General features: G+C 65.3%; 18 protein-coding genes. 14 read left to right on the top strand and 4 right to left on the bottom strand.

Annotated features, from left to right (window positions below; all coding sequences use genetic code 11):
- Positions 1–222 precede the first annotated feature (222 nt).
- Positions 223–708, top strand: coding sequence for a cytochrome c-550 PedF (gene pedF, locus R2669_RS08320; RefSeq protein ID WP_147214061.1), 486 nt, complete (start codon positions 223–225; stop codon positions 706–708).
- Between the two features lie 97 nt (positions 709–805).
- A complete protein-coding gene (locus tag R2669_RS08315) occupies positions 806–1,684 on the top strand; it encodes a substrate-binding periplasmic protein (RefSeq protein ID WP_316899600.1) in 879 nt (292 codons plus the stop codon).
- 87 nt (positions 1,685–1,771) lie between these two features.
- Here the strand turns inward: R2669_RS08315 and R2669_RS08310 are convergent, their stop codons facing one another.
- From R2669_RS08310 to R2669_RS08300, 3 genes are all read right to left on the bottom strand, one after another.
- On the bottom strand, positions 1,772–2,212 hold the full coding sequence (locus tag R2669_RS08310) for a hypothetical protein (protein WP_316873078.1): 441 nt from the start codon (positions 2,210–2,212) through the stop codon (positions 1,772–1,774).
- A 327-nt stretch (positions 2,213–2,539) separates the two neighbouring features.
- Positions 2,540–3,283 (bottom strand): MipA/OmpV family protein, encoded by a 744-nt coding sequence (locus R2669_RS08305; protein ID WP_316899974.1) that lies wholly within the window; start codon positions 3,281–3,283, stop codon positions 2,540–2,542.
- 233 nt (positions 3,284–3,516) lie between these two features.
- Positions 3,517–3,789, bottom strand: a complete 273-nt coding sequence (locus R2669_RS08300) for a hypothetical protein (protein WP_316899598.1) — start codon at positions 3,787–3,789, stop codon at positions 3,517–3,519.
- 407 nt (positions 3,790–4,196) lie between these two features.
- Here R2669_RS08300 and R2669_RS08295 point away from each other — a divergent pair, with 407 nt between their 5' ends.
- The 3 genes from R2669_RS08295 to R2669_RS08285 all read left to right on the top strand — a co-directional run bounded on the left by R2669_RS08295 (position 4,197) and on the right by R2669_RS08285 (position 5,518).
- Positions 4,197–4,421, top strand: a complete 225-nt coding sequence (locus R2669_RS08295) for a signal peptidase (RefSeq protein ID WP_186829241.1) — start codon at positions 4,197–4,199, stop codon at positions 4,419–4,421.
- 139 nt (positions 4,422–4,560) lie between these two features.
- Entirely contained in the window at positions 4,561–5,145 is a 585-nt protein-coding gene (locus R2669_RS08290; RefSeq protein WP_147214056.1) for a MerR family transcriptional regulator, read from the top strand.
- Positions 5,048–5,518 (top strand): carboxymuconolactone decarboxylase family protein, encoded by a 471-nt coding sequence (locus R2669_RS08285; protein ID WP_316873084.1) that lies wholly within the window; start codon positions 5,048–5,050, stop codon positions 5,516–5,518. Before R2669_RS08290 ends, R2669_RS08285 begins: the two co-directional genes overlap by 98 nt.
- On the opposite strand, the gene paeA is transcribed toward R2669_RS08285, so the two are convergent.
- Entirely contained in the window at positions 5,458–6,774 is a 1,317-nt protein-coding gene (gene paeA, locus R2669_RS08280; RefSeq protein WP_316899596.1) for a polyamine export protein PaeA, read from the bottom strand. The two genes, R2669_RS08285 and paeA, sit on opposite strands and share 61 nt — an antisense overlap.
- A 483-nt stretch (positions 6,775–7,257) precedes the next feature.
- On the opposite strand from paeA, the gene R2669_RS08275 reads away from it, so the two are divergent.
- The 9 genes from R2669_RS08275 to R2669_RS08235 all read left to right on the top strand — a co-directional run bounded on the left by R2669_RS08275 (position 7,258) and on the right by R2669_RS08235 (position 23,532).
- On the top strand, positions 7,258–10,089 hold the full coding sequence (locus R2669_RS08275; RefSeq protein WP_316899593.1) for a bifunctional glycoside hydrolase/polysaccharide deacetylase family protein: 2,832 nt from the start codon (positions 7,258–7,260) through the stop codon (positions 10,087–10,089).
- Positions 10,076–14,152, top strand: coding sequence for a tetratricopeptide repeat protein (locus tag R2669_RS08270; RefSeq protein ID WP_316899591.1), 4,077 nt, complete (start codon positions 10,076–10,078; stop codon positions 14,150–14,152). The genes R2669_RS08275 and R2669_RS08270 overlap by 14 nt, the downstream gene beginning before the upstream one ends.
- 72 nt (positions 14,153–14,224) lie before the next feature.
- Entirely contained in the window at positions 14,225–14,785 is a 561-nt protein-coding gene (locus R2669_RS08265) for a penicillin-binding protein activator LpoB (RefSeq protein WP_147214051.1), read from the top strand.
- Positions 14,785–16,260, top strand: coding sequence for a PelD GGDEF domain-containing protein (locus tag R2669_RS08260; RefSeq protein ID WP_316899588.1), 1,476 nt, complete (start codon positions 14,785–14,787; stop codon positions 16,258–16,260). Before R2669_RS08265 ends, R2669_RS08260 begins: the two co-directional genes overlap by 1 nt.
- Before the next feature lie 25 nt (positions 16,261–16,285).
- Complete coding sequence (locus tag R2669_RS08255; RefSeq protein ID WP_316899586.1) at positions 16,286–17,272, top strand: tetratricopeptide repeat protein; 987 nt, start codon at positions 16,286–16,288, stop codon at positions 17,270–17,272.
- The gene (gene pelF / locus R2669_RS08250) at positions 17,269–18,903 is read left to right on the top strand and encodes a GT4 family glycosyltransferase PelF (protein WP_316899583.1); all 1,635 of its coding nucleotides are present in this window, start codon (positions 17,269–17,271) and stop codon (positions 18,901–18,903) included. Before R2669_RS08255 ends, pelF begins: the two co-directional genes overlap by 4 nt.
- A complete protein-coding gene (gene pelG / locus R2669_RS08245) occupies positions 18,903–20,273 on the top strand; it encodes an exopolysaccharide Pel transporter PelG (RefSeq protein ID WP_147214047.1) in 1,371 nt (456 codons plus the stop codon). The genes pelF and pelG overlap by 1 nt, the downstream gene beginning before the upstream one ends.
- Before the next feature lie 943 nt (positions 20,274–21,216).
- Entirely contained in the window at positions 21,217–22,485 is a 1,269-nt protein-coding gene (locus tag R2669_RS08240; RefSeq protein WP_316889689.1) for a D-amino acid dehydrogenase, read from the top strand.
- A gap of 123 nt (positions 22,486–22,608) precedes the next feature.
- On the top strand, positions 22,609–23,532 hold the full coding sequence (locus R2669_RS08235) for a glutamate/aspartate ABC transporter substrate-binding protein (RefSeq protein WP_316873095.1): 924 nt from the start codon (positions 22,609–22,611) through the stop codon (positions 23,530–23,532).
- Positions 23,533–23,541 lie beyond the last annotated feature (9 nt).

The raw sequence follows: 23,541 nt of genomic DNA, 5'->3' as shown, positions 1-23,541 counted from the left end.
CCCGGATCGCCTCATTTAACCAGCGGACGAACCGGAAGTGTTGCGCCATGAAGCAAGACCCTTGCCAGGGTGTTGCATTCCTGAGCACCTGTGCCAACCCACCCATCGGATCTCCAGAGCGTCTGGCCGATGCAGACCGGGATTGGCGACAGGTTCGCGCCTTGGTATGGCTCTTGCAGAAATGCCTCCAAAAATCGTTTCAACGACAACTAGGAGACACTCTTGAAAACGCCTCGCAACTTGCTCGCGCTGCTGTCTGCCTGCGCACTTCTGGCCGGGGGATTGCCCGCAGCCGCATCCGCTCACGGCGATGTCACACCGCAAGCCGTAGACACGCACACCTTACCGCAACTGGGCGCCGATTGGCGTCAGGACAATCCATACCGGACGGGCCCCGCACACGATGAAGCATTGCGGATCGGCTCCTCCGCGTTCAACCAGAACTGTGCGCGCTGCCATGGGCTGGAGGCCATCTCCGGAGGCATCGCCCCTGACCTGCGCAAGCTCGACACCGACTGCATGTCGCTGGCCAACCCCAAGAAGAAGGAGGCCTGCTACGGCGAGGTGTCGCAGTACTTCACGGCCACGGTCCGCCACGGCCGCACCCGCGACGGCCGCGTCTACATGCCGCCATTTGAAGGCGTGCTGAGCCAGGAAGCGGTCTGGTCAATCAAGACGTATCTCGAATCGCGCCGCGTCCAAGAGTAGTAGGTCGGCCTGCCCCCGTTGGCAGCTTGGCGAGCCGATGCTGTCCCCGCCTTCGTGTGCATCGGTTCGCACATTTTTTCCCGCCAGGAGACGTCTCATGAACGCCCGTTTTCGGTTGGCCGCGGTCGGGGCTTTTCGCCGCCTTGCCGGCCTCCTGCTTGCCGCGGCAGCCATGATCAGCGCCGTGCCGGCACATGCCGACATGGCGAAGATCCGCCAGAGCGGTGCCCTGAAAGTCGCGCTGTACAAAGGCCTGCCGCCGTTCTCCGACAACGTCGGGGGGCAATTCAGCGGCATCGACGTGGCGCTTGCCAATGCGCTCGGCAAGCAGATGGGGTTGTCGACCTCATTGCTGCCATTCGATGCGGATGACGACGGCATGTCGGGTGACCTGCGCAACATGGTCTGGAAAGGGCATTACCTCGGGTATGGTCCCGCCGATGTGATGCTGCATGTGCCGGTCGACCCGAATTTCATTCGCCAGAACGGCCAGGTGCTGATCTTCGCGCCGTACCTCCGCGAAGGCTACGTGCTGGTGTACGACAGCGAGCGCGTCGGCAAGGTCAGCAGTTTCGAAGACCTCGCCGGCCAGGCGACCGGCGCGGAACAGGGATCAGGCGGCGCAAGCGCGCTGCTCTCCAGCGCCGGCGGCGCCCTGCGCGACAAGGTGAAGATCTATCCGGAAGCCAACGAAGCGCTGCGTGCGCTGTTCTCCGGCCAGATTGCGGCGGCAATGGTCACGCGGGCGCAATACGAAAGCGCGCTGAAGACGCAGAATCAACCTGCCAGCCGCTTTGTCGCGACCGAACTGCAGTCGCCGCTGCTGCCAGCCCGCGGCTGGGCGGTCGGCATGGCCGTCAAGGCAGATCAGCGTGAACTGGCGCAGGCGCTCGAAAGCGCGCTCAATGCACTGCGCGCCAGCGGCGAGCTGCAGCGCATCTTTGCGCAGTACGGCGTGTCGATGGTGGCACCGTAGGCGCCACCGCCTGTACACGGAGAGCCGACGTGTCAACGTACTTGATGCACTGGCACTGTGGACTGGCCGCGCCGGCCAGCTCACGTGTTACGCCTTCTCCGCCGCGGCGTGCTTGGAGGGCAGCGCACTCACGTTGTCGTCGAACGCCGAATCCACGGGGATCTTCGAGAAGTGGTGGATCTTCGGCGCGTGCGAGTCGTCGGCCTGCGCGTCGTGCGGTTCGATGAACGACATCGCCGTGCGCCGCTTGAGCATGTGCGAGTCGCGCGATTGCGATTCGCGCCACAGCTCGGCCGTGAACTTGAGACCGGCGCGCAATGCGTGGGCGCTTTCCTGTTTGCCCTTGCGCTGGTCGGAGACGCGCTCGATGCCTTTCTTGACGACGTCTTCCAGGAACGTGATACGGGCGCGGTAATAGTCCGCGTGCATTTGTGCATCCATCACGCGCTGCTCTGCCTGGTACAGCTCCATGCGCAATTCGCTTAGCGCGCGTTCGGCCTGCTTCTCGGGAGAGGGTGCGTGGCTCAAGGCCCAGTTTGCAATCCACCGCAACATGGTCAAGCCCTCCTGTCTTGCGGTGTCCGCCGCCGGTGGGAAGACACCGTTCACTGCCCGCGCATTGATCGGAAGTGATCGCCGCTTGCGAAACAGACTAGCAAAAAAAGCAGGGCGATTGCGCTAGTCCACGCGCATGCCTGTTGTGAAAAGGAAGCATGGTCCGTTTGGGTGAGAGGCGCGCCGGGCAACTTCTGGTCTCATAAGCGGATTGCCTCGTGTGCACAGGTTTGCGAGGCAACCGTCACCTCCATGCGCAAGCGATTGCGCACATCGCGGCGCCCGATGCTGGCGGAAATGTCAGCGGAACCGGTACGTGAGCGAGGCCATCGCCGTGGTCTGCTGGCGGCGCTGCGTGATCGGGCTGTCAGCCGCATCGCCACGCAGTCGCGCCACGGTAAGCGAACCATTGGCCGTCCACCGGTCATCGAGCTTGCATGTGACGATGGCGTTGAAGTGGATGTCGCGCAGCCCTGCATGCGTGGCAAATACCGGCAGGCCCGAGCGCGCGCTCTGCCCATCGTCCACGCCAAAGAAGGTACGCATGTACTGGCCGTTCGTCCATGACACGCCGGTGCCGAGGCTGAACAGCCAGCGGCCGACCGGCGCGCTTGCGTAGACATCGGCATTGGCGATCAACCCCTGGCGGTTACCAAGGATGTCCTGCTCCGCATCGGTGGACAGCGTGAGGAACGACACCGTGTATTGCGCGAATGCCTTTGCCCGCACCGTGGCGTTGACATTGCCGAGGCCATTCAGGCGCGCGTCGTCATGCGCATGGCGCCACGTCGGATCGAACTGGAAGTTGCCGCCCACCTGCCACGTGTCGTCGTTGGCGAGGTACACGCCGGCAAAGTCCATCCCTTTCGAAAAGAACTGGTGCTTGTATTCGATTTCCTGATCGATCCACGGAAACACGAAGCTCGATTTCGCGCCCGGATACTTGGGCGACATGTAGATCGCGGGGCCGGCAGCGATGCTCCAGTCGCTGACTTCGGTGCTGCCTTCAGCGTTGGCGGCGCTGCTCAATGCGCCGATGGTCATCAGAAGGAAGAACGCAAAGCGGGGCAGGGCGCGCGAAGACAGCGGCATGAGAGGACGGGAATTCGAAAGAAATGTGTGCAACGGAAACGGCGGGCACGCCATTCTAGTGGAACCGTCGGAGCGCGGGATCCCGATCTAGGAGGGGAAGCTCCAGGGGTATCTGCGTGGATGCGCTGGGAAACAGGCAAAAAAAACGCCGGGAGGGTCCCGGCGTTCTTCATGACGCGACAGCCTTATTGCTTGGCGGGCGCATCGGCCTTCGGTGCCGAAGCTGCGTCGGTCTTGGCTTCCGACTTGGCTGCAGCCTTGTGGGCCTTCTTGTGGGCGCGCTTCTTCTCGTGCTTGGCTTCAGCCTTCGGTGCCGAAGCGGCATCGGTGGTCGTCGCTGCAGCGGTCGCAGCCGGTGCAGGTGCGGCGGCCGGTGCGGAGGCGGTGCCAGCTGCGAACACGGGGGCTGCGAAGGCACCAGCAACGATCAGAGCGGCCAGGGATTGAGCGACTTTCATGTGAGACTCCTTAAACAGGTTCAAGCGGGATATTGGGACTCCAGATACATGGATCTCGTCCCATTTGCGATCCATGCCTCCAAAAACGCCTGACATTGCGGGCGCGATGACTGCCGTTTGTAAGCGTTCTGCCCACGGTGTAAGCGCGCGTAACAAGGCGCGTTTCTCGGCGACTGAAAAGTCTGTTGCGATTGGGTTGAGACACATCAAGGCCATGCCGTGCGCATGAGCGTACTGTCAGGCTTCGGGTGGACAACCGGTAGGGCCTACACCACACTGCGTGATGATGCGCGGCTCGTTTCGATGTCGGGCCGCGCATTGCACAGCAGGTGCGGGAGCGCTTTGGGTCACGCTCCACCCGATACCGGAACGCGCCACAAACCAGTCTCTTCTATAAGGACAACACGATGAACAAGCTCCTGGCTGCCCTCGTGGCTACAGTCTTCAGCGCCGGCGCATTTGCGCAGGCTTCCGCCCCGACGGCACCCGCTGCGCCCGCCGCCGCTGCGCCGGCACCTGAAGCCTCGGCTCCGGCCGCAGGCGAGAAGAAGGCACAGCATCACAAGAAGAAAAAGAAACGCGACCACCGTCCGAAGCAGCAGGACAAGAGCGCGTACGGCGTAGGCGGCTGATCTGCGGTAGCCCGCCGATTTTTCTGCACACCCGGGCGCCGGCCTCCGAAAAGGGGCCGGCGCTTTGTTTTGGGCGACCCCGAAGAATTCGCGTAAAGTCGCTTGACTTAGAGTGCGCTCTAACTTCTAAGCTCCGTTCATGACCACATTCCTGACCATCGCCCAAGTTGCAGAAGCCACCGGCCTGTCGACGCATACGCTGCGCTATTACGAGCGCATCGGCCTGCTCGACAGCGTGCAGCGGCGGGATAACGGCCATCGTGTCTTCCGTGCCGAAGACATGACGTGGCTCGAGTTCCTGCTGCGCCTGCGCGATACCGGCATGCCGATCGCGCAGATGCAGGCGTACGCCGCGCTGCGGCGCCAGGGCGACAGTCTGGAGAGTGTGTCGGCGCGCCAACGCCTGCTGGAGTTGCATGCGGCGGCGCTGGAAGCGGAGCTGCGCGCGCGGGCCGAAACGCTGGCCGTGCTGCGCGTCAAACTCGTTGTCTACGACGGCATCCGGGCGCGGATTGAAGCCGCGAAAGCCACGGAAGGCACGGAGGCCACGGAAGGCGCGAAGGGCTCTGCTTCCTCATCTCTCAAATCGAAGCACAAGCCGAAACGCCAACCGAACGAGGACGCACATGACCCCGACCACCCACACCGCACAAGCCGCAAACCACGCCAACCTGCAGGACGACCGCTACGCTCGGGGCTGGCAAAAGCTCAAGGAAGTCGATGATGTGGCCGGCGAGCGCGTGGTCGAGGCCATGGCCGACATCGCGCCGGACCTCGGCCGCTACATCGTCGAATTCGGGTTTGGGGACGTCTACTGCCGCCCGGGCCTGACACTGCGCGAGCGCGAGATTGCCACCATTGCCGCGCTCACGGCGCTGGGCAACGCGGCACCGCAGTTGAAGGTGCACATTGCGGCGGGGCTCAACGTGGGGCTCACGCGCAAGGAAATCACCGAGACCATCCTGCAGATGGCGCTATACGCGGGCTTTCCGGCCGCACTCAACGGCATGTTTGCCGCCAAGGAAGTGTTTGCCGCTCACGACGCCGAAGGCACGGTCGCTGCCGGCGGGTCGATGCGCCGCGACACCAGCAACTGATCGATGCGGTGGTTGTCGATGTCGAGCACTTCAATGTGCAGCGGCCCGATATCGACGGTCTCGCTCTTCTTGGGAATGCGCTTGAGCGCGTAGATGACCAGCCCGGCAAGCGTTTCGACGTGGTGTTCGCCGGGCAGGTCGTCGAGGTCGAAGGCGCGCTTGACGTCGCCCAGCGGCGTGACGCCGTCGATCAGGCACGAGCCGTCATCGCGGCGCACGATCTGCTCGTCTTCGCCCAGGTACAGGATGTCGCCCATCACCGCGCCGACAATATCGTCGAGCGTCACCACGCCCACCACCAGCCCATATTCGTTGACGACCGCGCCAAAGCGCTCGTGCATTTCGCGAAAGCGCGTGAGCGCCTGTGACAGGTTCAGCGTATCCGGCAGTACCAGCAGGTTCTTGTCGTAGTGTTTGCTGATGTTGCGGATCACGGCGGAGGATTCCTCCGACAGGATCTGCTGCAGGATGTCCTTGGACGCGATGAAGCCGAGCACCGAGTCGATGTCTTCGCGGCAGACGAGGTATTCGGCGTGCGGCTGCGCAATGATCTTCATCTTGATCGACTCAAGCGGCTCGTCCACCGTGAAGTAGATCACCTCGTCGCGCACGGTCATCACCGAAGTGATGGTGCGCGATTCCAGCTCGAACACGTTTTCAATCACCGCCAGCTCGTGCTTGCGCAGCACACCGGCCTCGGCACCCGCGCCCACCATGGCGGCGATGTCTTCGGTGGTGATCTGGTCGACGCGGTGCGTCGGCACGCCAAACAGCTTGAGGAACATGTCGGCCGCGCCGTTGAACAGCCACACCACGGGCCGCAGCACGCGCAGGCACGACTGCATCGGGCCGATGATCGACATCGCGCAGCGCTCGGGGTAAAGCACGGCCAGGCGCTTGGGCAGCAGGTCGGCAAAGAGAATGAACAGCCCCGTCACGATGATGAAGCCGGCGATGCTGGCGATCCGTTCGGCGCGCGCAGCGGGGAGCCAGTCGCTCAGCGCCGCGGCCAGCGGCCCCGAGATCTGGCTGTCGCCGATGACACCGGCCAGGATGGCCACGGCATTCACCCCGATCTGCACCACCGTAAAGAAGTTGCCGGGCATGTCCTTGAGCTGCAGCACGCGCAGGGCGCGGGTGTCGCCGTCGTCGGCCAGGGTTTGCAGGCGCGTGCGCCGCGATGCCGTGAGGGCGATTTCGGAAGCGGAAAAAAAGGCGCTGATCAGGATCAGCAGGGCAAGGAGGAGGGCGGACATGGTGGCGGGGCCGTCCGGGCAAGTCGCGTCGTTGCGCAGCGACAACTGCACGGTCGCGTGGAATGTGGCTTCGGCTGATCATGGTGCAGCCCTGATCGCTTTGTCAAACCACGGCGTGCGCGGCTGATCTCAAACAATTGTTTATGTCCGAGAGGGGTGGGCGGTCATCAAAAATGTGGTTTGCTGTGTACCCATGGCATCGGCGATACTTCACCTTCGGACACATTGTCTCGGGATGCCTTGCGGGGCCTGCGTTTGCGGGCGGCGACCGGGAAGAAAAAAGCGGTTCCCGGACGGCGTGATGAGAGGCGCCGATCTTCAGTGCCGGCGCAGATCGGCCTAATTGATGCACATAGTTGCATAGCGGAGTGCCAGTTCATGTGGGTTCTCAGCCGTTTACAGCGGCGCACCGGGGGGAAACGGGGGAATACGGCGGGGACGATCGCACGGTTGGCTGGGCTTTTTGCCGCAGTTGCCGTATCGATGCCTTGTACGACGTTTGCGCAGCAAACGCCTGCCACCACCGGGTCCGGTGCGTCTGGGGTTGCATCTACCGTCTCGGCCAGCGCGCCGAACATCGCGTGGTACTACGGCGACAAACCGCCCGTGGCGCAGTTGCGCGCCTTTGATGCCGTCGTCGTCGAGCCCGGCCACGGCTTCGACCCATCGCAGTTCAAGACGCCCAGCACGCAGTGGTTCGCCTACGTGAGCCTGGGCGAGGTCACGCCCGACCGCAGCTGGTTCAAGGCCTTGCCCAAGGCGTGGTTGCTCGGCGACAACGCCGCGTGGTCCTCCCGCGTGGTCGACCAGGCCCAGCCGGAGTGGCCGGCGTTCTATGTCGAGCACGTCATCAAGCCGCTGTGGGACAAGGGCTACCGCGGGTTTTTCCTGGATACGCTCGACTCGTACCAGCTCGTCGCCAAGGACGACGCCTCGCGCGCGGCGCAGGAGGCCGGCATGGTGCGCGTGATCCGCGCGATCAAGGCGCGCTATCCGGATGCCAAGCTGATGCTCAACCGCGGCTTCGAGATCTTGCCGCAGGTGCACGACCAGGCGTATGCGGTGGCGTTTGAATCGCTGTATCGCGGCTGGGACCAGGGCGCCAAGCAATACAAGACGGTGAACGACGCCGACCGCGACTGGCTGATGGGCCAGGCACGCAAGATCCGCGACGAATACCACCTTCCGGTCATCTCGATCGACTACTGCCCGCCGGCTGACCGTGCCTGCGCACGCGACACCGCCAAGCGCATCAAGGCGCAGGGGCTGATCCCGTATGTGACCGATCCAGCGTTGAAGACCATCGGGGTCGGGCGGATCGAGGTGCTGCCGCGCAAGGTGTTGATCCTGCAGGAACGCGCCCCGCGCACCACCGTCGAGACCAGCGAGGGCGTGCGCTTTGTCGCCATGCCGCTCAATTTTCTGGGCTACGACGTCGAATACGCCGACATCAATCAACCGCTGCCCGCCGACGTGCCGCCCGACCGCTATGCCGGGGTGGTGGTGTGGGTGAATACGAGTCCGGTCAAGCAGGTCGCGGCGCTCAATGCATGGGTGCGTGCCCGCATGCGCGACGGCGTGCGCATTGCCTTCATGAACCGGTTCGGCCTGCCGGTGGACGGCAGCCTGGCCGACATGCTGCACCTGCAATACGTGCGCGGCATGGCCAATGCCGGTGCCCGCAATGGCGGGCCGGTGTCGGTAGTGTCGCAAGACAGGATCATGGGCTTCGAGATGCCGCCCCGGCCGCTGGTGAACGAGACGGTGCCCGTCCGGGCCGGCGCCTCGGCGCAATCGCTGTTGCGCTTGAAGTCAGGCAACCAGGAGTTTGACGCCGCGGCCATCACGGATTGGGGCGGCTACGTGATGTATCCGTTCGCGGTGTTCTCGATGGAGACCATCGACCAGGCGCGCTGGGTGGTGCAGCCCATCGAGTTTCTGCGCCGCGCGCTGGCGCTGCCCGACATGCCCATCCCCGACCTGACCAGCGAGAACGGCCGCCGCCTGATGCTCGTGCACGTGGACGGCGACGGCTTTGCCTCCCGTGCGGAATTCCCGGGCCCCGAATATTCGGGCGAGGTGTTGCTGCAGGAGGTGTGGGACAAGTACCGCATTCCGACCACGCTTTCCGTCATTGAAGGCGAGGTGGGCCCGACGGGCCTGTACCCGAAGATTTCGCCGCGGCTGGAAGGCGTTGCCCGCAAGATGTTTGCATTGCCGTATGTCGAACTGGGCTCCCATACGTATTCGCACCCATTCGACTGGAGCCGCACGGTCCAAAGCCCGACGGCGGGCCCCGGCAAGGACGCGGGCGGCGGCGATACCGCCTTCACGCTGACCATTCCCGGCTACAAGTTCAGCCTCGACCGCGAGATCGCCGGCTCCATCCGCTACATCGACGAGCGCCTGGCGCCGCCGGGCAAGCGCGTGAAGGTCCTGCAGTGGTCGGGCGACTGCCGGCCGCCCGACGTGGCCGTGCGCATGGCGTGGCAGGCCGGTGTGGTCAACATCAACGGCGGCGACACCATCATCACGCGCAGCTCGCCGTCGTGGACGGACATTGCGCCCATCGGCATCGACAAGGGCCCCGGTGCTTACCAGGTGTTTGCGCCCAATCAGAACGAAAACGTCTATACCAATGACTGGACGGGGCCTTACTACGGCTTTGAACGCCTGATTGAAACGATGCAGATGACCGACGCGCCGTACCGCTTCAAGCCGATCAACATCTACTACCACATGTATTCGGGCACCAAGCTTGCGTCGCTCAAGGCCCTGAAAAAGGACTACGACTACGCGCTCTCGCAACCGGTGTTTCCCATCTACACCACGGAATACGTCTCGAAGGTCATGGACTTCCGCGACATGGCCATCGCCCGCGATGATGACAACTGGGTCGTGCGCGGCAACGGCGACTTGCGCGAACTGCGGTGGATGGCGCCCGGCACGCCGCGCCTGGCCGATGCCCAGGGCGTGGTCGGCTACGACAAGGCAGCGGGCGGTATCTACATCCACCTGGACGATGGCGCGGCACGCTTTGCCATGGCGCCCGCCGGCGAGCCGGCCAAGCCGGCCTACATTGCCGAAGCCGCAGCCTTTGTGCGTGATTTCTCGCGCAGCGGCAACGGCCTGTCGTTCGAAGCCGGCGGCTATTACAAGCCGTTTGTCCGCCTGGCCAACGTTGGCGCGTGCCGCGTGAAGGTCAACGGCGCGCCGGCCCACACCACCCGTGCACAAGGCGATACGGTGCGCGTGGATTTGAACGGCACTGCCGCCCAATCCGTGACCTACCAACGCATCGATGTGGTCTGCTGACCTGACCCCGCGCGAACGGCTGCTTCCGCCCTGGCTGATCGGCACGCTTGGCGCGCTGATCGGGCTGGCGCTCGCCCTGATGTTTCCGCGTGAGCGGCTGGAAGCGCGCCTGCTGGAAGGCGGCAAGGTCGATGCCCTCTCGGTGGCGTATCTCGAAGCCTGGCTGCGCGTGCGCCCGAATGACGGCGAATTCCTGAGCGTCCTGGCCGCGCAGTACGTGCGCACCGGGCGTCTGAACGAAGCCGAAGCCATGCTCAACCGCATGCGCGCGCTGCACGACAAGACGCTCGAGCGTGAAGCGCTGCTGCTGGAGATTGCGATTCGCGAGCAGCGCGCCTATGCGCTGCAGCCAAAAGACCCGCAGCGCGCGTCGATCCTGAATGACTTGCGCGGCCTGCTCAAGCAGGCGCTGGACTACCGCTGGACCGCCGCCGAGCTGGAAATCCTGGCCGGCAAGGCGCGTGCGCTGGATCAGGGCGCGATTGCCGTGCAGTTCTACCAGCGCCTGGCCAAGCAGGACGTGGCGCGCGCCGCGCAATGGCAGGCCCGCACCGCCGAGATTGCGCTGGGCGTGGGCGAATACCGTGCCGCCGCCGCCGCCAACTTTGCCGCACAGGCCAGCGCCAAATCGCTCGACGAACAGCGCCACTACTTCATCGCCGGGCTCAAGGCGCTGCAGGGCGGCAACCTGCTCGACGACGCCATGACCGAAGCGCAGCGCCGCGCAGGGCCGCTTCTCGACGACACCGAAACGCTGCGCTTCCTTACGCGACTGGCCCTGGCGTGCAACCGGCCGGATCTGGCCGATCAGTACGCGCGCCGGCTGCTGCATCTGTCGTGGCGGCAGACGGAGGCCGGCATTGCGCTTGCGGCGGGTGCCGCGCGGCATGACTGGACCTTCGCGGGCCGGCCGGAGCCGTTGCCATCCCCCACGGATGCAGTGTTCATGGACGGGCCGGAAGGGCTGGCCCGCCGCCAGCGCCACGTTACACGCATCCGCCGCGTGGCGGACAAGGTAAGCGATGGCACCGCCCCCGCCGCTCCCACCGCACAGCCCACCGGCACCGAGGCCATCGCGCGCGGCATTGCGCCGTTCAATGCCGACGATTACGACCTCGCGTACCGCGTCTTCATGAGCAGCGGCAACCTGAACGACGCCATGCGCGTGGCCGAAGCCGCCGTGCGCCAGCGCCCGGACCTGAAGATCTGGACCGAGCGCGCCGCGCAGGTATCGGAGTGGAACCGCCAGCCGATGTCCGCGCTGAAGTACTGGCTGGCCTACGCGCAGTCAACGGGCGACGACGCGGCCTGGCAGAACGTGCTGCGCCTGGCGCCTGCCCTGAACGAAGACCACGCCTATCTGGCCGGCTTGCGCTACAAGGCCAGCCGCCAGCCCGGCGACATGAAGCTCCTTGATCAGGTCATTGCCGCATATGAGCGCCTGGGCGAGCCGTTGGAAGGGCTGGCCTATCTGAACGGCATTGCGCGCGGCCCCCATCGGCAAGCCGTCCTGGAGCGCTACGCCATGCTGGCCGAGCGCGCCGGCAAGGACGATCAGGCCTACGACACCTACGTGCGCCTGCAGAAGGAATTCGGCCCGAATGCGCGCTACGCGCTCAAGCTCGCCAACATGCTCTACGTGCGCGCGCAGTTCGAGCAGGCGCTGTCGGCCATGGAAGCCGCCAGCAAGGTGGCCTCGCCGACGGACGATCTCTACTGGCGCACGTTCGCGCAGCTCGCACGCCTGAACCAGCGCGACGACCTGTCGCGCGAGGCGTATCGCCAGCTGCTGATCGGCGGCAATGCACAGCCCGACGACCTGTCGGCCATGATCGATTTCTACGACGCCAGCCCCATCGATGCCGGCCGCCTGGCTGAACTGGCCTTCCACAAGAGCGGCACGATGGCCTCGTTGCAGCAGGCCATCTACTACTACACGCGCGCCCGCGCCTTCCGCCGCATCGACGGGCTGCTGGCCTCGCTCACGCCGGAACAACGCCGCGCCGCTGAGCAATCCCCCGGCGTGCTGGGCGCCCGCGCCGAGTACTACCGCCAGAACGGCCAGTGGGATCTCGCCATGCGCGATCTGCGCCGCGCCGTCTCGTTGCCCGATGCCGGCAGCGACGTGAAAGCCGCCTTCCTGTGGGGCCTGCTCGATTCCGGCCAGAACGATGAACTCAAGCGTGCGCTGACCCTGTGGCGTGGCGAAGCCGAAAGCGATTCTGCCTACTGGGGCGCGTATGCCGCTGCCGGCCTGCAGCTGTTCGACGCCAACCTCGCGCTGCGCTTCCTTGGCCGCCAGGGCAACGCGATGCGCAACGATCCGCTCTGGCTGTTGGCCTTTGCCGATGCGCGTGAAATGGCCGGGCAAGCCGATGCCGCCTGGCGCCTGCGCCGCGAAGCGTGGTGGTTGCTGTGGCGTGCCGAGGGTGGTGAGGGTGCCGGCGCGGACGCTGCAAACACCAAGGACAAGGCCCCCGCCGGCCGCCGCGTCGGCACGCGTGTCGTCGTAGGCAGCAACGGGGCAGGCAACGATGCCGTACCGCTTGAAGACGGCGCCCGCACCGAACTGCGTGCCCGCCGCGTTGCACTGGCGCAGACGTTCGGCTCGGGCGATCTTGCACAGCGCTTGCTGATCGAGCTGCTGCGCGATGACCGCCGCGCGACGCGGCAGGCCCGCGAAGGCGGGAGCGCCACCGTGCAGAAATCCGAGCTTGGCGACATCGATGCGCTGCCGCCGGAGCCGCCCGAAGACCCGGCAGACAAGCGCAAGAACGCCCGCGTGAGCGACCAGCTCGTTTCTGCCGTCGCCAAGGAAGCCGCACTGGGCTGGGCGCTGTCGCAGGAGGCGAACGATCTGGCGCGTGCGTGGCTGCTGCAGCAATACACGCGCCGCATGACGCGCCCGGCCTATGCCGAGATCTCCATCGCCCTGGCCGAGCGCGATCTGCAAACGCTCAACCGCCTGCTGGACGACACGCCCGACCGCATCCCGCTCTACAACCGCATCGATGCGAACACGCTTACGGACCGCCTGGGCGAGGCGCAGCGCCTGTCGTTCGAAGGTCTGACGACCGCACCCGACGACGAGCAGATCCACCAGCGTCTGCAGGAAACCCTGCTGACGAACGCGCAGGCGCTGGAGCCGCGCGAAACGTGGTTCAAGCAGGCGCCGCTCACGTATTTTGAAAGCAGCGCGGCTGCCGGCATCCGCCTGACCGATCACTACAGCATGCTGGTGCGCGCCACGCAGCGGAACCAGCGCTCGACCGACGAAACGCAACTGACCGGCGTGCCCGCGCAGGACCGCCGCGTCGATTGGATCTCGCAGTACCAGACGCAAGACAGCCAGTGGAAGGGCACGGTGGGCTGGCGCCAGGGGCTGGCGTCGTTCTACGCGTTCCGGCTGGATGGCCTGCTGGGGCAGACCGGTCCGTTCGGCACCGAGCTGTCGGTCGGCCGCAACCAGCCCGCCGACGAAACCACGCAACTGCGCGTGGGCGGCATGAAGGACTTGGTGTCGATCGGGGGCAACTGGCGCCTGACGCAGCGCGAATACATCCGCGCGCGCATCGAGGGCAACCGCTTCTACGGACAGGACCGCTCGTTCCTGGGCAGCGGCATGGTGTTCGACGCCGAAGCCGGTTACCGCTTCCGCGTGGAATACCCCGATTACACGATCCGCGTGGTCGGCACGCGTGCGAACTACAGCGCCTCGGGCGCGCCAAGCGCGTTGCTCGGGCGGCTCTTGCCTGCGGCCGCCACCGGGGATACGCCGCCCGATGCCACCGCCTTCATGCCGCAGTCGTTCACGCAGTTCGGCCTGCTGTTCGGCTTTGGCACGGACTATCTTGATCGCTATACGCGTGCGTGGCGGCCGTTCATGGATGTCGGGCTGCTGCACGACAACCGCGAAGGGTGGGGCACGCAACTCCAGCTCGGGGTGGCGGGCAGCGTGTTCGGCAACGACCATCTGGCGCTGGTGTTCAGCCATGCCTCCATCACGCGCGCCGGTACCTCACCCATGACAGAGATCGGCCTGCGCTACCGCTGGCTCTACTGACGACAAGCAAGAACAAGACAACGGGGAAGCAACGACATGAAGCACACAACGGAAGACTCCAGGGAGAACGCGATGACACCCTTGATCAACACGATGAAAGCCGGCCGCCGGCGCTGGCTGGCAATGGCTGCGGGCGTTGGGGCGGCGCTGGCGTTGTCCGCCTGTGCGGTGGTCGATAGCGGCCGCGCGCCGGCAACCAGCGCGTCGGATGCATGGGTCGTGCTGCCCATCGTCAACTACACCGAAACGCCGCAGGCCGGACTGCGTGCCGAGACGATTGCGGCCAGCATCCTGAAGGCGCGCGGCTTCTCCAACCTCAAGCAATATCCGGCCAACCTGAACAGCGAATCGCTGTTCGAGCCTGCCGAGCGCGAGGCCGTATCGCGTGCGCTCGATTGGGCGCGCGGGGAGAAAGCGCGCTACGCGCTGACCGGCGCCGTGGATGAATGGCGCTACAAGGTCGGCGTGGACGGCGAGCCCGCCGTCGGCATCACGCTGCAGGTGATTGACGTGCAGACCGGCAACGTGATCTGGAGCGCAGCCGGCAGCCGCACCGGCTGGAGCCGCGATGCCGTGTCGGCGGTGGCGCAGAAGCTGCTGCGCGAACTGCTTTCGCCGCTGGGCCGGGGCTGATGAAGACCGAGTCCGCAGGTTCCGCCCAATCGGCCGGCCGCGCCACCGCCGATGCGCGCGGCCAGACCGGGCGAACCGACCGCCGGCGCAACGCGCAAGGCATTGGCGCGTCGACCTGGTATGGGCGGCTGATTGCGCCTGCCGTGTCCAGCCCGAGCGCTGTGCTCGAAACGCTGGGCGCGGTGGTGGTGGCCATCGGCATCGTCTGGGTGTTCTCGCCGGACAACCCGCTGCTGCTCGGCTACGGCTTTCCGTGGATCTGGCTGGTGCCGCTCATCCTGGCGTTGCGCTACGGCACGCTGCTCGGCGCGCTGGCCGCGCTGGTGGTGCTGGGCGCCTGGGCCGTGTTCTACGGGCAGACGGCTGCCGCCGGCAGCTTCCCGCGCATGTACTTCCTGGGCGGCCTGATGCTGGTGCTGGTTGGCGGGCAGTACGGCGACATCTGGGGCGCGCGGCTGTCACGCGCCCGCACCGTCAACGGCTACCTGAACGACCGGCTGGCGGCGCTCACCAAGAACCACTTCCTGCTGCGCCTCTCGCACGAGCGCCTGGAAAACGACCTGCTGGCCAAGCCGACCACGCTGCGCGACACGCTCACGCAGCTGCGCAATATCGCGCTGGCCGCGCGCGAGCACGGCTCGGCTGACAACGCCCCCGACGTAGCGCAACTGCCCGGCGCCGTGCCGTTCCTGCAATGGACGGCACAGGCCTGCCAACTGGAAGTGGCGGCCATGGTGCGCGTGACGGGCAACCGCATCGATACCGAACCGGTGGCCCGCGTTGGGGCGCCCTTCGACATCGTTGCCGATGACCCGCTGATCCGCCATTGCATCGACACCCACACGCTGGGCCACCCGCAGGCGCCCGAGCTGCGGAATGTGAACAACCCGGAAGACAGCTCGCGCTACGTGGCATGCGCGCCCGTGCTGTCGGGTGCGGATGAGCTGATCGGCCTGGTGGTCGTGCACCAGATGCCGTTCCTCTCGCTGTCGTACGAGAACCTGCAGTTCCTGCTCGTGCTGCTCGGCTACTACGCCGACGGCGTGCGCCACCTCACCGTCAGCTCCGAGATCCTGGATCTCGTGCCCGACGCGCCGTACGAGTTCGCGCTCGACCTTGGGCGGCTGGCGCGCCTGCATCGCGACACCGGCATCGATTCGTCGGTGGTGGCGCTCATCTTCGACCAGGACGAGGCCAGCGATGCGCTGTTCGAGAGCGTGGTGCGCAGCCGCCGTGCGCTGGACGTTGTCTGGCAGGCGAGCGGCAAGGGCCGCCGCGCGCTCATCACGCTGATGCCGCTGTCGGGCGCGGGCGCCGTGTCTGCGTATCTGGTGCGCATCGAAGACAGCCTGCGCGCGCAGTTCGGTGTCGATTTCGAGGGCGGGCACATCAGCGTGCAGACGTTGCATGTGACCGGCGAGCATCCGGGCGAGGCGCTGCAGCGCTTCCTCTCGCGCTGCCATCTCGATGCATAGGGGCGCATAGGCATGCGGGGGGACCATGTTTAAGCTCACGCTCGGCGGCATCGCGGCCCAGATCGCGGCAGTGGCGATGGCACTGCATGCCGGCAACAGCCTCGGGCTGCTGCTGTCGTGCCTGATGCTGCAGGGCACCGCCGCGGCGCTGATCGGCCTGGCTGCATGGCGCCTGCTGCCGCGCCGTTATCGCGTGCCGTTCGTGTGGACGTATGGCTACCTGACGGCGCTGTGCTTTTTCGTGCCGGTGGCGGGCGGGCTGCTGGTGGTCGGCAGCCTGCTGCTCGCCAAGCTGTTTCCCAAGCCCGAAGACGACAAGGACATCGCCGATGTCGGCCTGCCGGTGTTCGTGGCGCATTTGATTTCGCGCGTGACGCACGGGGGCGGGGCGCGGCTGCGTGCGCAGCTCAACAACGAGCGCGCGCCGGTGCAAAGCCGCATGACCGCGCTGGTGGCCATGCAGTCGATGCCGACGCGCACCGCCAGCCCCGTGCTGCGCGACCTGCTGGCCGACCCGGTGGACGATATCCGCCTGCTGGCCTACGGCATGCTCGACAACGCCGAAAAGGTCCTCACGCAGAAGATCCTCGCCGAGCTGCCGCGCCTGCAGGAAGCCACCACGCCCGAAGCACGCTACGACATCAACAAGCGCCTGGCCGATCTGTACTGGGAGCTGATCTACCAGAACCTCGTGCAAGGCGACGTGTATCGCTACACCGCCGAGCAGGTCGAGCGCTATGCCAGCGCCGCGCTCGATATCCAGCCCGACAACGCCGCCCTGTGGTACATGCGCGGCCGGCTTGCTCTGTCGCGCCGCGAGCCCGATGTGGCCGAGTCGCACCTGCGCCGCGCCGAATCCCTCGGCTTCCCGCGTGACCGCCTGCTGCCTCCGCTGGCTGAAGCCTGCTACCTGCGCCGCGACTATGCCGGTGCACGCGCGGCGCTGGCGCAGTTCTCCAGCCGTTCGCCGCTGCCGTTGCTGCGCCCGCTGCTGCGCTACTGGACATCATGAGCAACGACCACTTTCCTCGCGCCGAGTCCGCCGACGTTGCGCTGCTGCTCGAAGGGACGTTTCCCTACGTGAGCGGCGGGGTGTCGAGCTGGGTCAACCAAATGATCCGGGCGTTTCCGGACATCCGCTTTGCCGTCGTCTTCATCGGCAGCCGCCGCGAGGATTACGGCAAGCCGGTCTACGCCATTCCCGACAACGTGGTGCACCTGGAGTGCCACTACCTGTACGACTTTCCGCCGCCGCCGCTGGTGCAGGCCAGCAGTGGCGATGCCGCTGCATTCGAGCGCTCGCGCAAGCTGCACGACGCGCTGCGCAATCCGGCCAACAAGGAAGAGACGGCCGAGCTGATCCGCGCCTCGATTGCCGACCTGCGCGACGACGGCCCGCTGGCCGAAGAGCAGTTCCTCCACAGCCACCGCGCGTGGGACATGATGACGGACTACTATCGGCGCTATTGCACCGACCCGTCGTTCACCGACTACTTCTGGACCGTGCGCATCATGCACAAGCCGCTGTGGCAGCTCGTGCGCATTGCCGAAAACCTCATCCCGGTGAAGGTGTTCCACACCATCTCGACCGGCTATGCGGGGTTCCTGGGCGCGCTGCTGCGCTACAAGCGCGGGCGTCCGCTGCTGGTGTCCGAGCACGGCATCTACACCAAGGAACGCAAGATCGACCTGTTCCAGAGCCAGTGGATTCGGGACAACCGCAGCATCTTCGAAAAGGACATCGCGCAGATCAGCTACTTCCGCGACTTGTGGGTGCGCTTTTTCGAGACCATGGGCCGGGTCTGCTATGACGCGGCCGAAGACATCGTTGCGCTGTACGAAGGCAACCGGCAGCGGCAGGTCATTGACGGCGCGCCGGCCGAGAAGACACGCAGCATCCCGAACGGCATCAACCTGCCGCGCCTGGCCGCGCTGCGCGAGAAGCGGCAGGCCAGCGTGCCGCACGTGATGTGCCTGATCGGCCGGGTGGTGCCCATCAAGGACGTGAAGACGTTCATCCGCGCCATGCTGACCGTCACGCGGGAGATGCCCGACGCGGAAGGCTGGATTGCCGGCCCGGAAGACGAAGACCCGGAATACGCGCAGGAATGCCACAGCCTGGCCGAAAGCCTCGGCTTGGGCGGGCGCATCAAGTTCCTGGGCTTCCAGAAGATCGACGACATCCTGCCCAAGGTGGGCGTGCTGGTGCTGAGTTCCATCAGCGAGGCGCTGCCGCTGGTGGTGCTGGAAGGGTTTGCCGCAGGCGTGCCGTCCGTCACCACGGATGTGGGTTCGTGCCGGCAACTGCTGTTCGGCCTGGAAGGCGAAGACGCGGCACTGGGCGCGGCCGGCGCCGTGGTGCGCATTGCCGACCCGGCCGCCCTGGCGGCGGAAGTGTTGACGCTGCTGCGCGATGAAACGCGCTGGTATGCGGCGCAGGCCGCCGGCATCGCCCGCGTCGAGCGCTACTACACGCAAGAGATGATGGTCGGAAGCTACCGCGAGCTGTACACGCGCCTGCAGACCTTGCCCGATCTGAGTACCGAGCACGGCGCCAAGGCTGCCTCCGCCGCTGCGGCGGCCTGCCCGCACCACGCCCAGCAGAGCAAGCCGCAGAGCAAGCCACATGAGGGAGCCCGCTGATGGCCGGCATTGGTTTTGAGCTGCGCAAGATGCTCAAGCGCGACAGCCTGGTCGGGCTGCTGCGTGCCTACACCTACGCCGGCATCATCAGCTCCGGGCCGTGGATTCTTTCCATCGTCGGGATTCTGCTGATCGGTATCCTCAGCCTGCCGTTCGTGGTTCCCGGCTCGCTCATCACGCAGTTCCAGGTGTCGGTCACCTACCTGATCGCGGTGAGCCTGATCCTGACCGGGCCGCTGCAGCTTGCCTTCACGCGCTTTACCTCCGACCGCCTGTTCGAGAAGCGCGACGACCTGATCCTGCCCAACTACCATGCCGTCTCGCTCGTGATGACGCTGGTCGCGGGCGGGCTGGGGCTGCTCGTCATCCTGTTTGCGTTTCCGCAGCAGTCCGCCATCTACCGGCTGCTGATGCTGGCCGGCTTCGTGGTCATGGCCAACATCTGGATCGCGGTGATCTTCCTGTCGGGCATGAAGCAGTACAAGTCGATCGTGTGGATCTTCCTGATCGGCTACACGCTGACCGTGCTGCTGGCGCTGCTGTTCAACCGGCTCGGGCTGGAAGGGCTGCTGCTCGGCTTTGTCACGGGGCAGCTGTGCCTGCTGATCGGCATGGCCGCGCTCATCTACCGGAACTTCAGCGGCCGGCGCTTCCTGTCGTTCGAGGTGTTCGACCGGCGGTTCGCGTATCCGTCGCTCATGCTGATCGGGCTGCTGTACAACCTCGGCATCTGGCTCGACAAGTTCATGTTCTGGTATGCGCCTGGGACGGGGCAGCAGGTGATCGGCCCGCTGAATGCATCGGTCATCTATGACATTCCGGTGTTCCTGGCCTACCTCGGCATCATCCCCGGCATGGCCGTATTCCTCGTGCGCATCGAGACGGATTTTGTCGAGTACTACGACGCGTTCTACAACGCCGTGCGGGGCGGCGCATCGCTCGAGCACATCGAGGACATGCGCAACACGATGGTCCAGACCATCCGCGCGGGCCTGTACGAGATCGTGAAGATCCAGGCAATGGCCGCCCTGGTGCTGTTTGCCGTGGGCGCGGCGGTGCTGCGGGTGCTGCAGATTTCCGAGCTGTACCTGCCGCTGCTGTATGTCGACACGATTGCCGCGAGCTTGCAGGTGGTGTTCCTGGGCGTGGTGAACATCTTCTTCTACCTGGACCGGCGCCGCGTGGTGCTGGCGCTGACGGCGGCGTTCGTGGCGCTCAACGGCCTGCTGACGTGGATTACGTTGCAGCTCGGCCCGGCCTGGTACGGATACGGATTTGCCGTATCGCTGCTGCTGGTGGTGATGGCCAGCCTGGTGATCCTCGACCGGAAGCTGGATCGGCTGGAGTACGAGACATTCATGTTGCAGTAAGGCTGGCCGACACCCTCCGCTGCCGTCCGGAACCCCGCCCGCGACAGCTCAACCCCCGTTCATGACCCTTCAAGCCTCGCGCACCGCGCTCCAAGCGCCAGCCGCGAGGCTTTTTGCTCCGTCATCGGGCCTCCGAGCTCGGCGTTCCGAGCTTTTTGCTCGGCGAATGGAGCTCTGAGCTCGGCAGTCGGAGCTTTTTACTCGGCGAATGGAGCTCTGAGCTCGGCGTTCCGAGCTTTTTGCTCGGCGGATGGGGCTCCGAGCTCGGCGTTCCGAGCTTTTTGCTCGGAGGATGGAGCTCTGAGCTCGACGGTCGGAGCTTTTTGCTCGGCGGGTGGAGCTCTGAGCTCGACGGTTGGAGCTTTTTACTCGGCGGATGGAGCTCTGAGCTCGACGGTTGGAGCTTTTTGCTCGGCGGATGGAGTTCTGAGCTCGGCGGTCGGAGCTTTTGACTCGGCGGTTGGGGTTTGGCACCCGGCACACGACTCTTTTTGCCTCAGTCGCCGCGACAATCCCTAAGCCGCCAGTTCGACGCGTCGGCATATCGCTGCACTGTTGCTCCGCGTTGACTTCGCACACAGCCGGTTTGTCCGTTCCTGCCCTAGATGGCGCCTTGAATTTCTGTTGCAGAGAGGAAAAAGAGGGGAGGCCGTTTGAGCGAAGCGAGTTTGCCTCCTCTCCCTCTCTGCGACAGAAATTCAAGGAATCCTTCGCCATCTCGGGCGCGCCTTTCTTTGCTTACTTTCTTTGGCAAGACAAAGAAAGTGAGTCAGCCCCGGCAGGGGATGAAACAGGGATGGACCACCCAGTCCAAAAAACCAAACCAAAAACCCAAACCAAAAACCCATAGCCCCACAACATCCCCCCCAACAACTCCGCATTTGCCCAACCACCGCCAGGCTCCTTAAGCTGCACCCGACATTTCCAATCTCGCAGCTTCTTCATGCAAATTGCAGTAGTCGGCGCCGGCATTATCGGCATCAGCACGGCCTATGCGCTGGCTCAGGAAGGCCATCAGGTCACCTTGGTCGAGCGACATCCGGGCCCGGGCGAGGGCACCAGCTACGCCAACGGCGGCCAGTTGAGCTACAGCTATGTGGCGCCGCTGGCCGGCCCCGGCGTGCTTTCACATGTGCCGGGCTGGCTGCTGCGCCGCGATTCGCCGCTGCGGCTGAAGCCGTCGCTGGACCCGGCGTTGCTGCGCTGGGGCCTGCGCTTTATCGCGGCCTGCAATCGTGACCGTGCCGATCGCACGACGCGTGAGCTGCTGGCGCTGTCGTTCTACAGCCGCGCACGCATGGAAGCGTTGCGGGAAGCGGCGCCGGATCTGGCGTTCAGCTTTGCGCGTCGCGGCAAGCTCGTGGTGCACCGCGATGCTGCGGCGTTTGAATCGGCCCGCGCGCAGGTCGGCTATCAGGCCACGCTCGGTTGCGAACAGCATGCGTTGTCCGCTGAGGAAACGGTCGCCCACGAGCCCGCGCTTGCCGGCGTGCGCGACCAGATCGTCGGCGCGATCTACACGCCCGACGAAGATGTGGCCGATTGCCATCAACTCTGCGTCGGCTTGTTCAACCGGCTGCGCGCGATGCCGAACGTGACGCTGCGCTTCAATACCGGTGTGGATGCGTTGTGGACCGAAGGCCGCCGTGTGCGGGGTCTCAAACTGGCCGGTGGCGAGCAGGTTGCCGCCGACGCCGTGGTGATGGCCGCGGGCGTGACGAGCGCCAGGCTGCTCAGCCCATTGCGCATCGACGCCGGGCTGTATCCGCTGAAGGGTTACAGCATCAGCCTGCCGCTGGGGGAGGGCGATGTTGCCCCGGTCATCAGCGTGACGGATGCCGCGCGCAAGATCGTCTACGCCCGCATCGGGCAGACGTTGCGTGTGGCGGGCATGGCTGATCTGGTGGGCTGGTCGGCGGCGCTGGACACGCGCCGCGCCCAGACGCTGTATGACGAAACCCGCGCGCTGTTTCCGGGGGCCATGCGGGCCAACGACGCGGGTGCCGATGCGGCGCCGTGGGCGGGCATGCGGCCTGCAACGCCAACCGGCGTGCCGGTGGTCGGGGCATCACCGGTGGAAGGGTTGTGGTTGAACGTTGGTCACGGAGCGCTGGGCTTTACGCTGGCGCTGGGCAGTGCAGGCTTGTTGGCGGATCTGATTGCCGGCCGCAAGCCCGCGATTTCCCCAGTGCCGTATGCGCTGGCCGCGTGACACAAGAACGAGATTCAGAACGAGATTCAAAGACCGAGCGCGCTGGCTTGATGATGCGTATCTGGCCCGCGCCAATTGGTAACCAAAGCAGTCTGGAGCGAACACACCCATAGGAGGGGAAGCATGAAGACCTTGCATTCGACCAAACGTATTCTGTCGGGCCTGACGCTGGCTGCGGCCGGCGCGCTGGCCGTGCTGTCGACCGGTGCGCAGGCGCAGTCGACCGACACGCTGGCAAAGATCAAGCAATCGGGCGTGATCTCGGTGGGCTATCGCGAGTCGTCGATTCCGTTCTCGTACCAGGCCGACGCGAACACCATCACCGGCTATTCGCAGGAAATCTCCAACATGATCGTTGCCGGCGTGGAAAAGGCAGTGGGCAAGAAGCTGCAGGTCAAACTCACGCCGATCACGTCGCAGAACCGCATCTCGCTGCTGCAGAACGGGACGATCGACTTCGAGTGCGGCTCGACCACCAACAACCTCGAGCGCCAGAAGCAGGTCGCGTTCTCGAACAACATCTTCATTTACGGCATGTTGATGCTGGTGAAGAAGGATTCGGGCATCAAGGACTTCCCCGACCTGAAGGGCAAGACCGTGGTGACCACCGCCGGCACGACGGAAGACCGCATCCTGCAGAAGATGAATGGCGAGGCCAAGGACGCCGACAAGATGAACCTGATCCTGGCGAAGGACCACGGCCAGGCATTCCTGACGCTGGAATCGGGCCGCGCCGTGGCATTCGTGATGGATGAGCCGCTGCTGTACGGCGAGCGCACCAAGGCCAAGAACCAGGCCGACTGGGTGGTCACGGGCACGCCGCTGCAGACCGAAACCTACGCCTGCATGATGCGCAAGGACGATCCGGCGTTCAAGAAAGTGGCCGACGACGTGATTGCCGACCTGATGAAGTCGGGCAAGGCGAATGACTTGTACAAGAAGTGGTTCCTGTCGCCGATTCCGCCGAAGGGTCTGAACCTGAACTACCCGATGACGGCCGGCATGAAGGAGTTGTACGCGCATCCGAACGACAAGGCGATCCAATAAGCCGCGTTG

Source organism: Ralstonia edaphi, from assembly GCF_958350185.1.
Lineage (GTDB): Bacteria > Pseudomonadota > Gammaproteobacteria > Burkholderiales > Burkholderiaceae > Ralstonia > Ralstonia edaphi.
The sequence above is the reverse complement of the archived record's forward strand: the minus strand, read 5'-3'. Positions and strand labels throughout refer to the sequence as shown.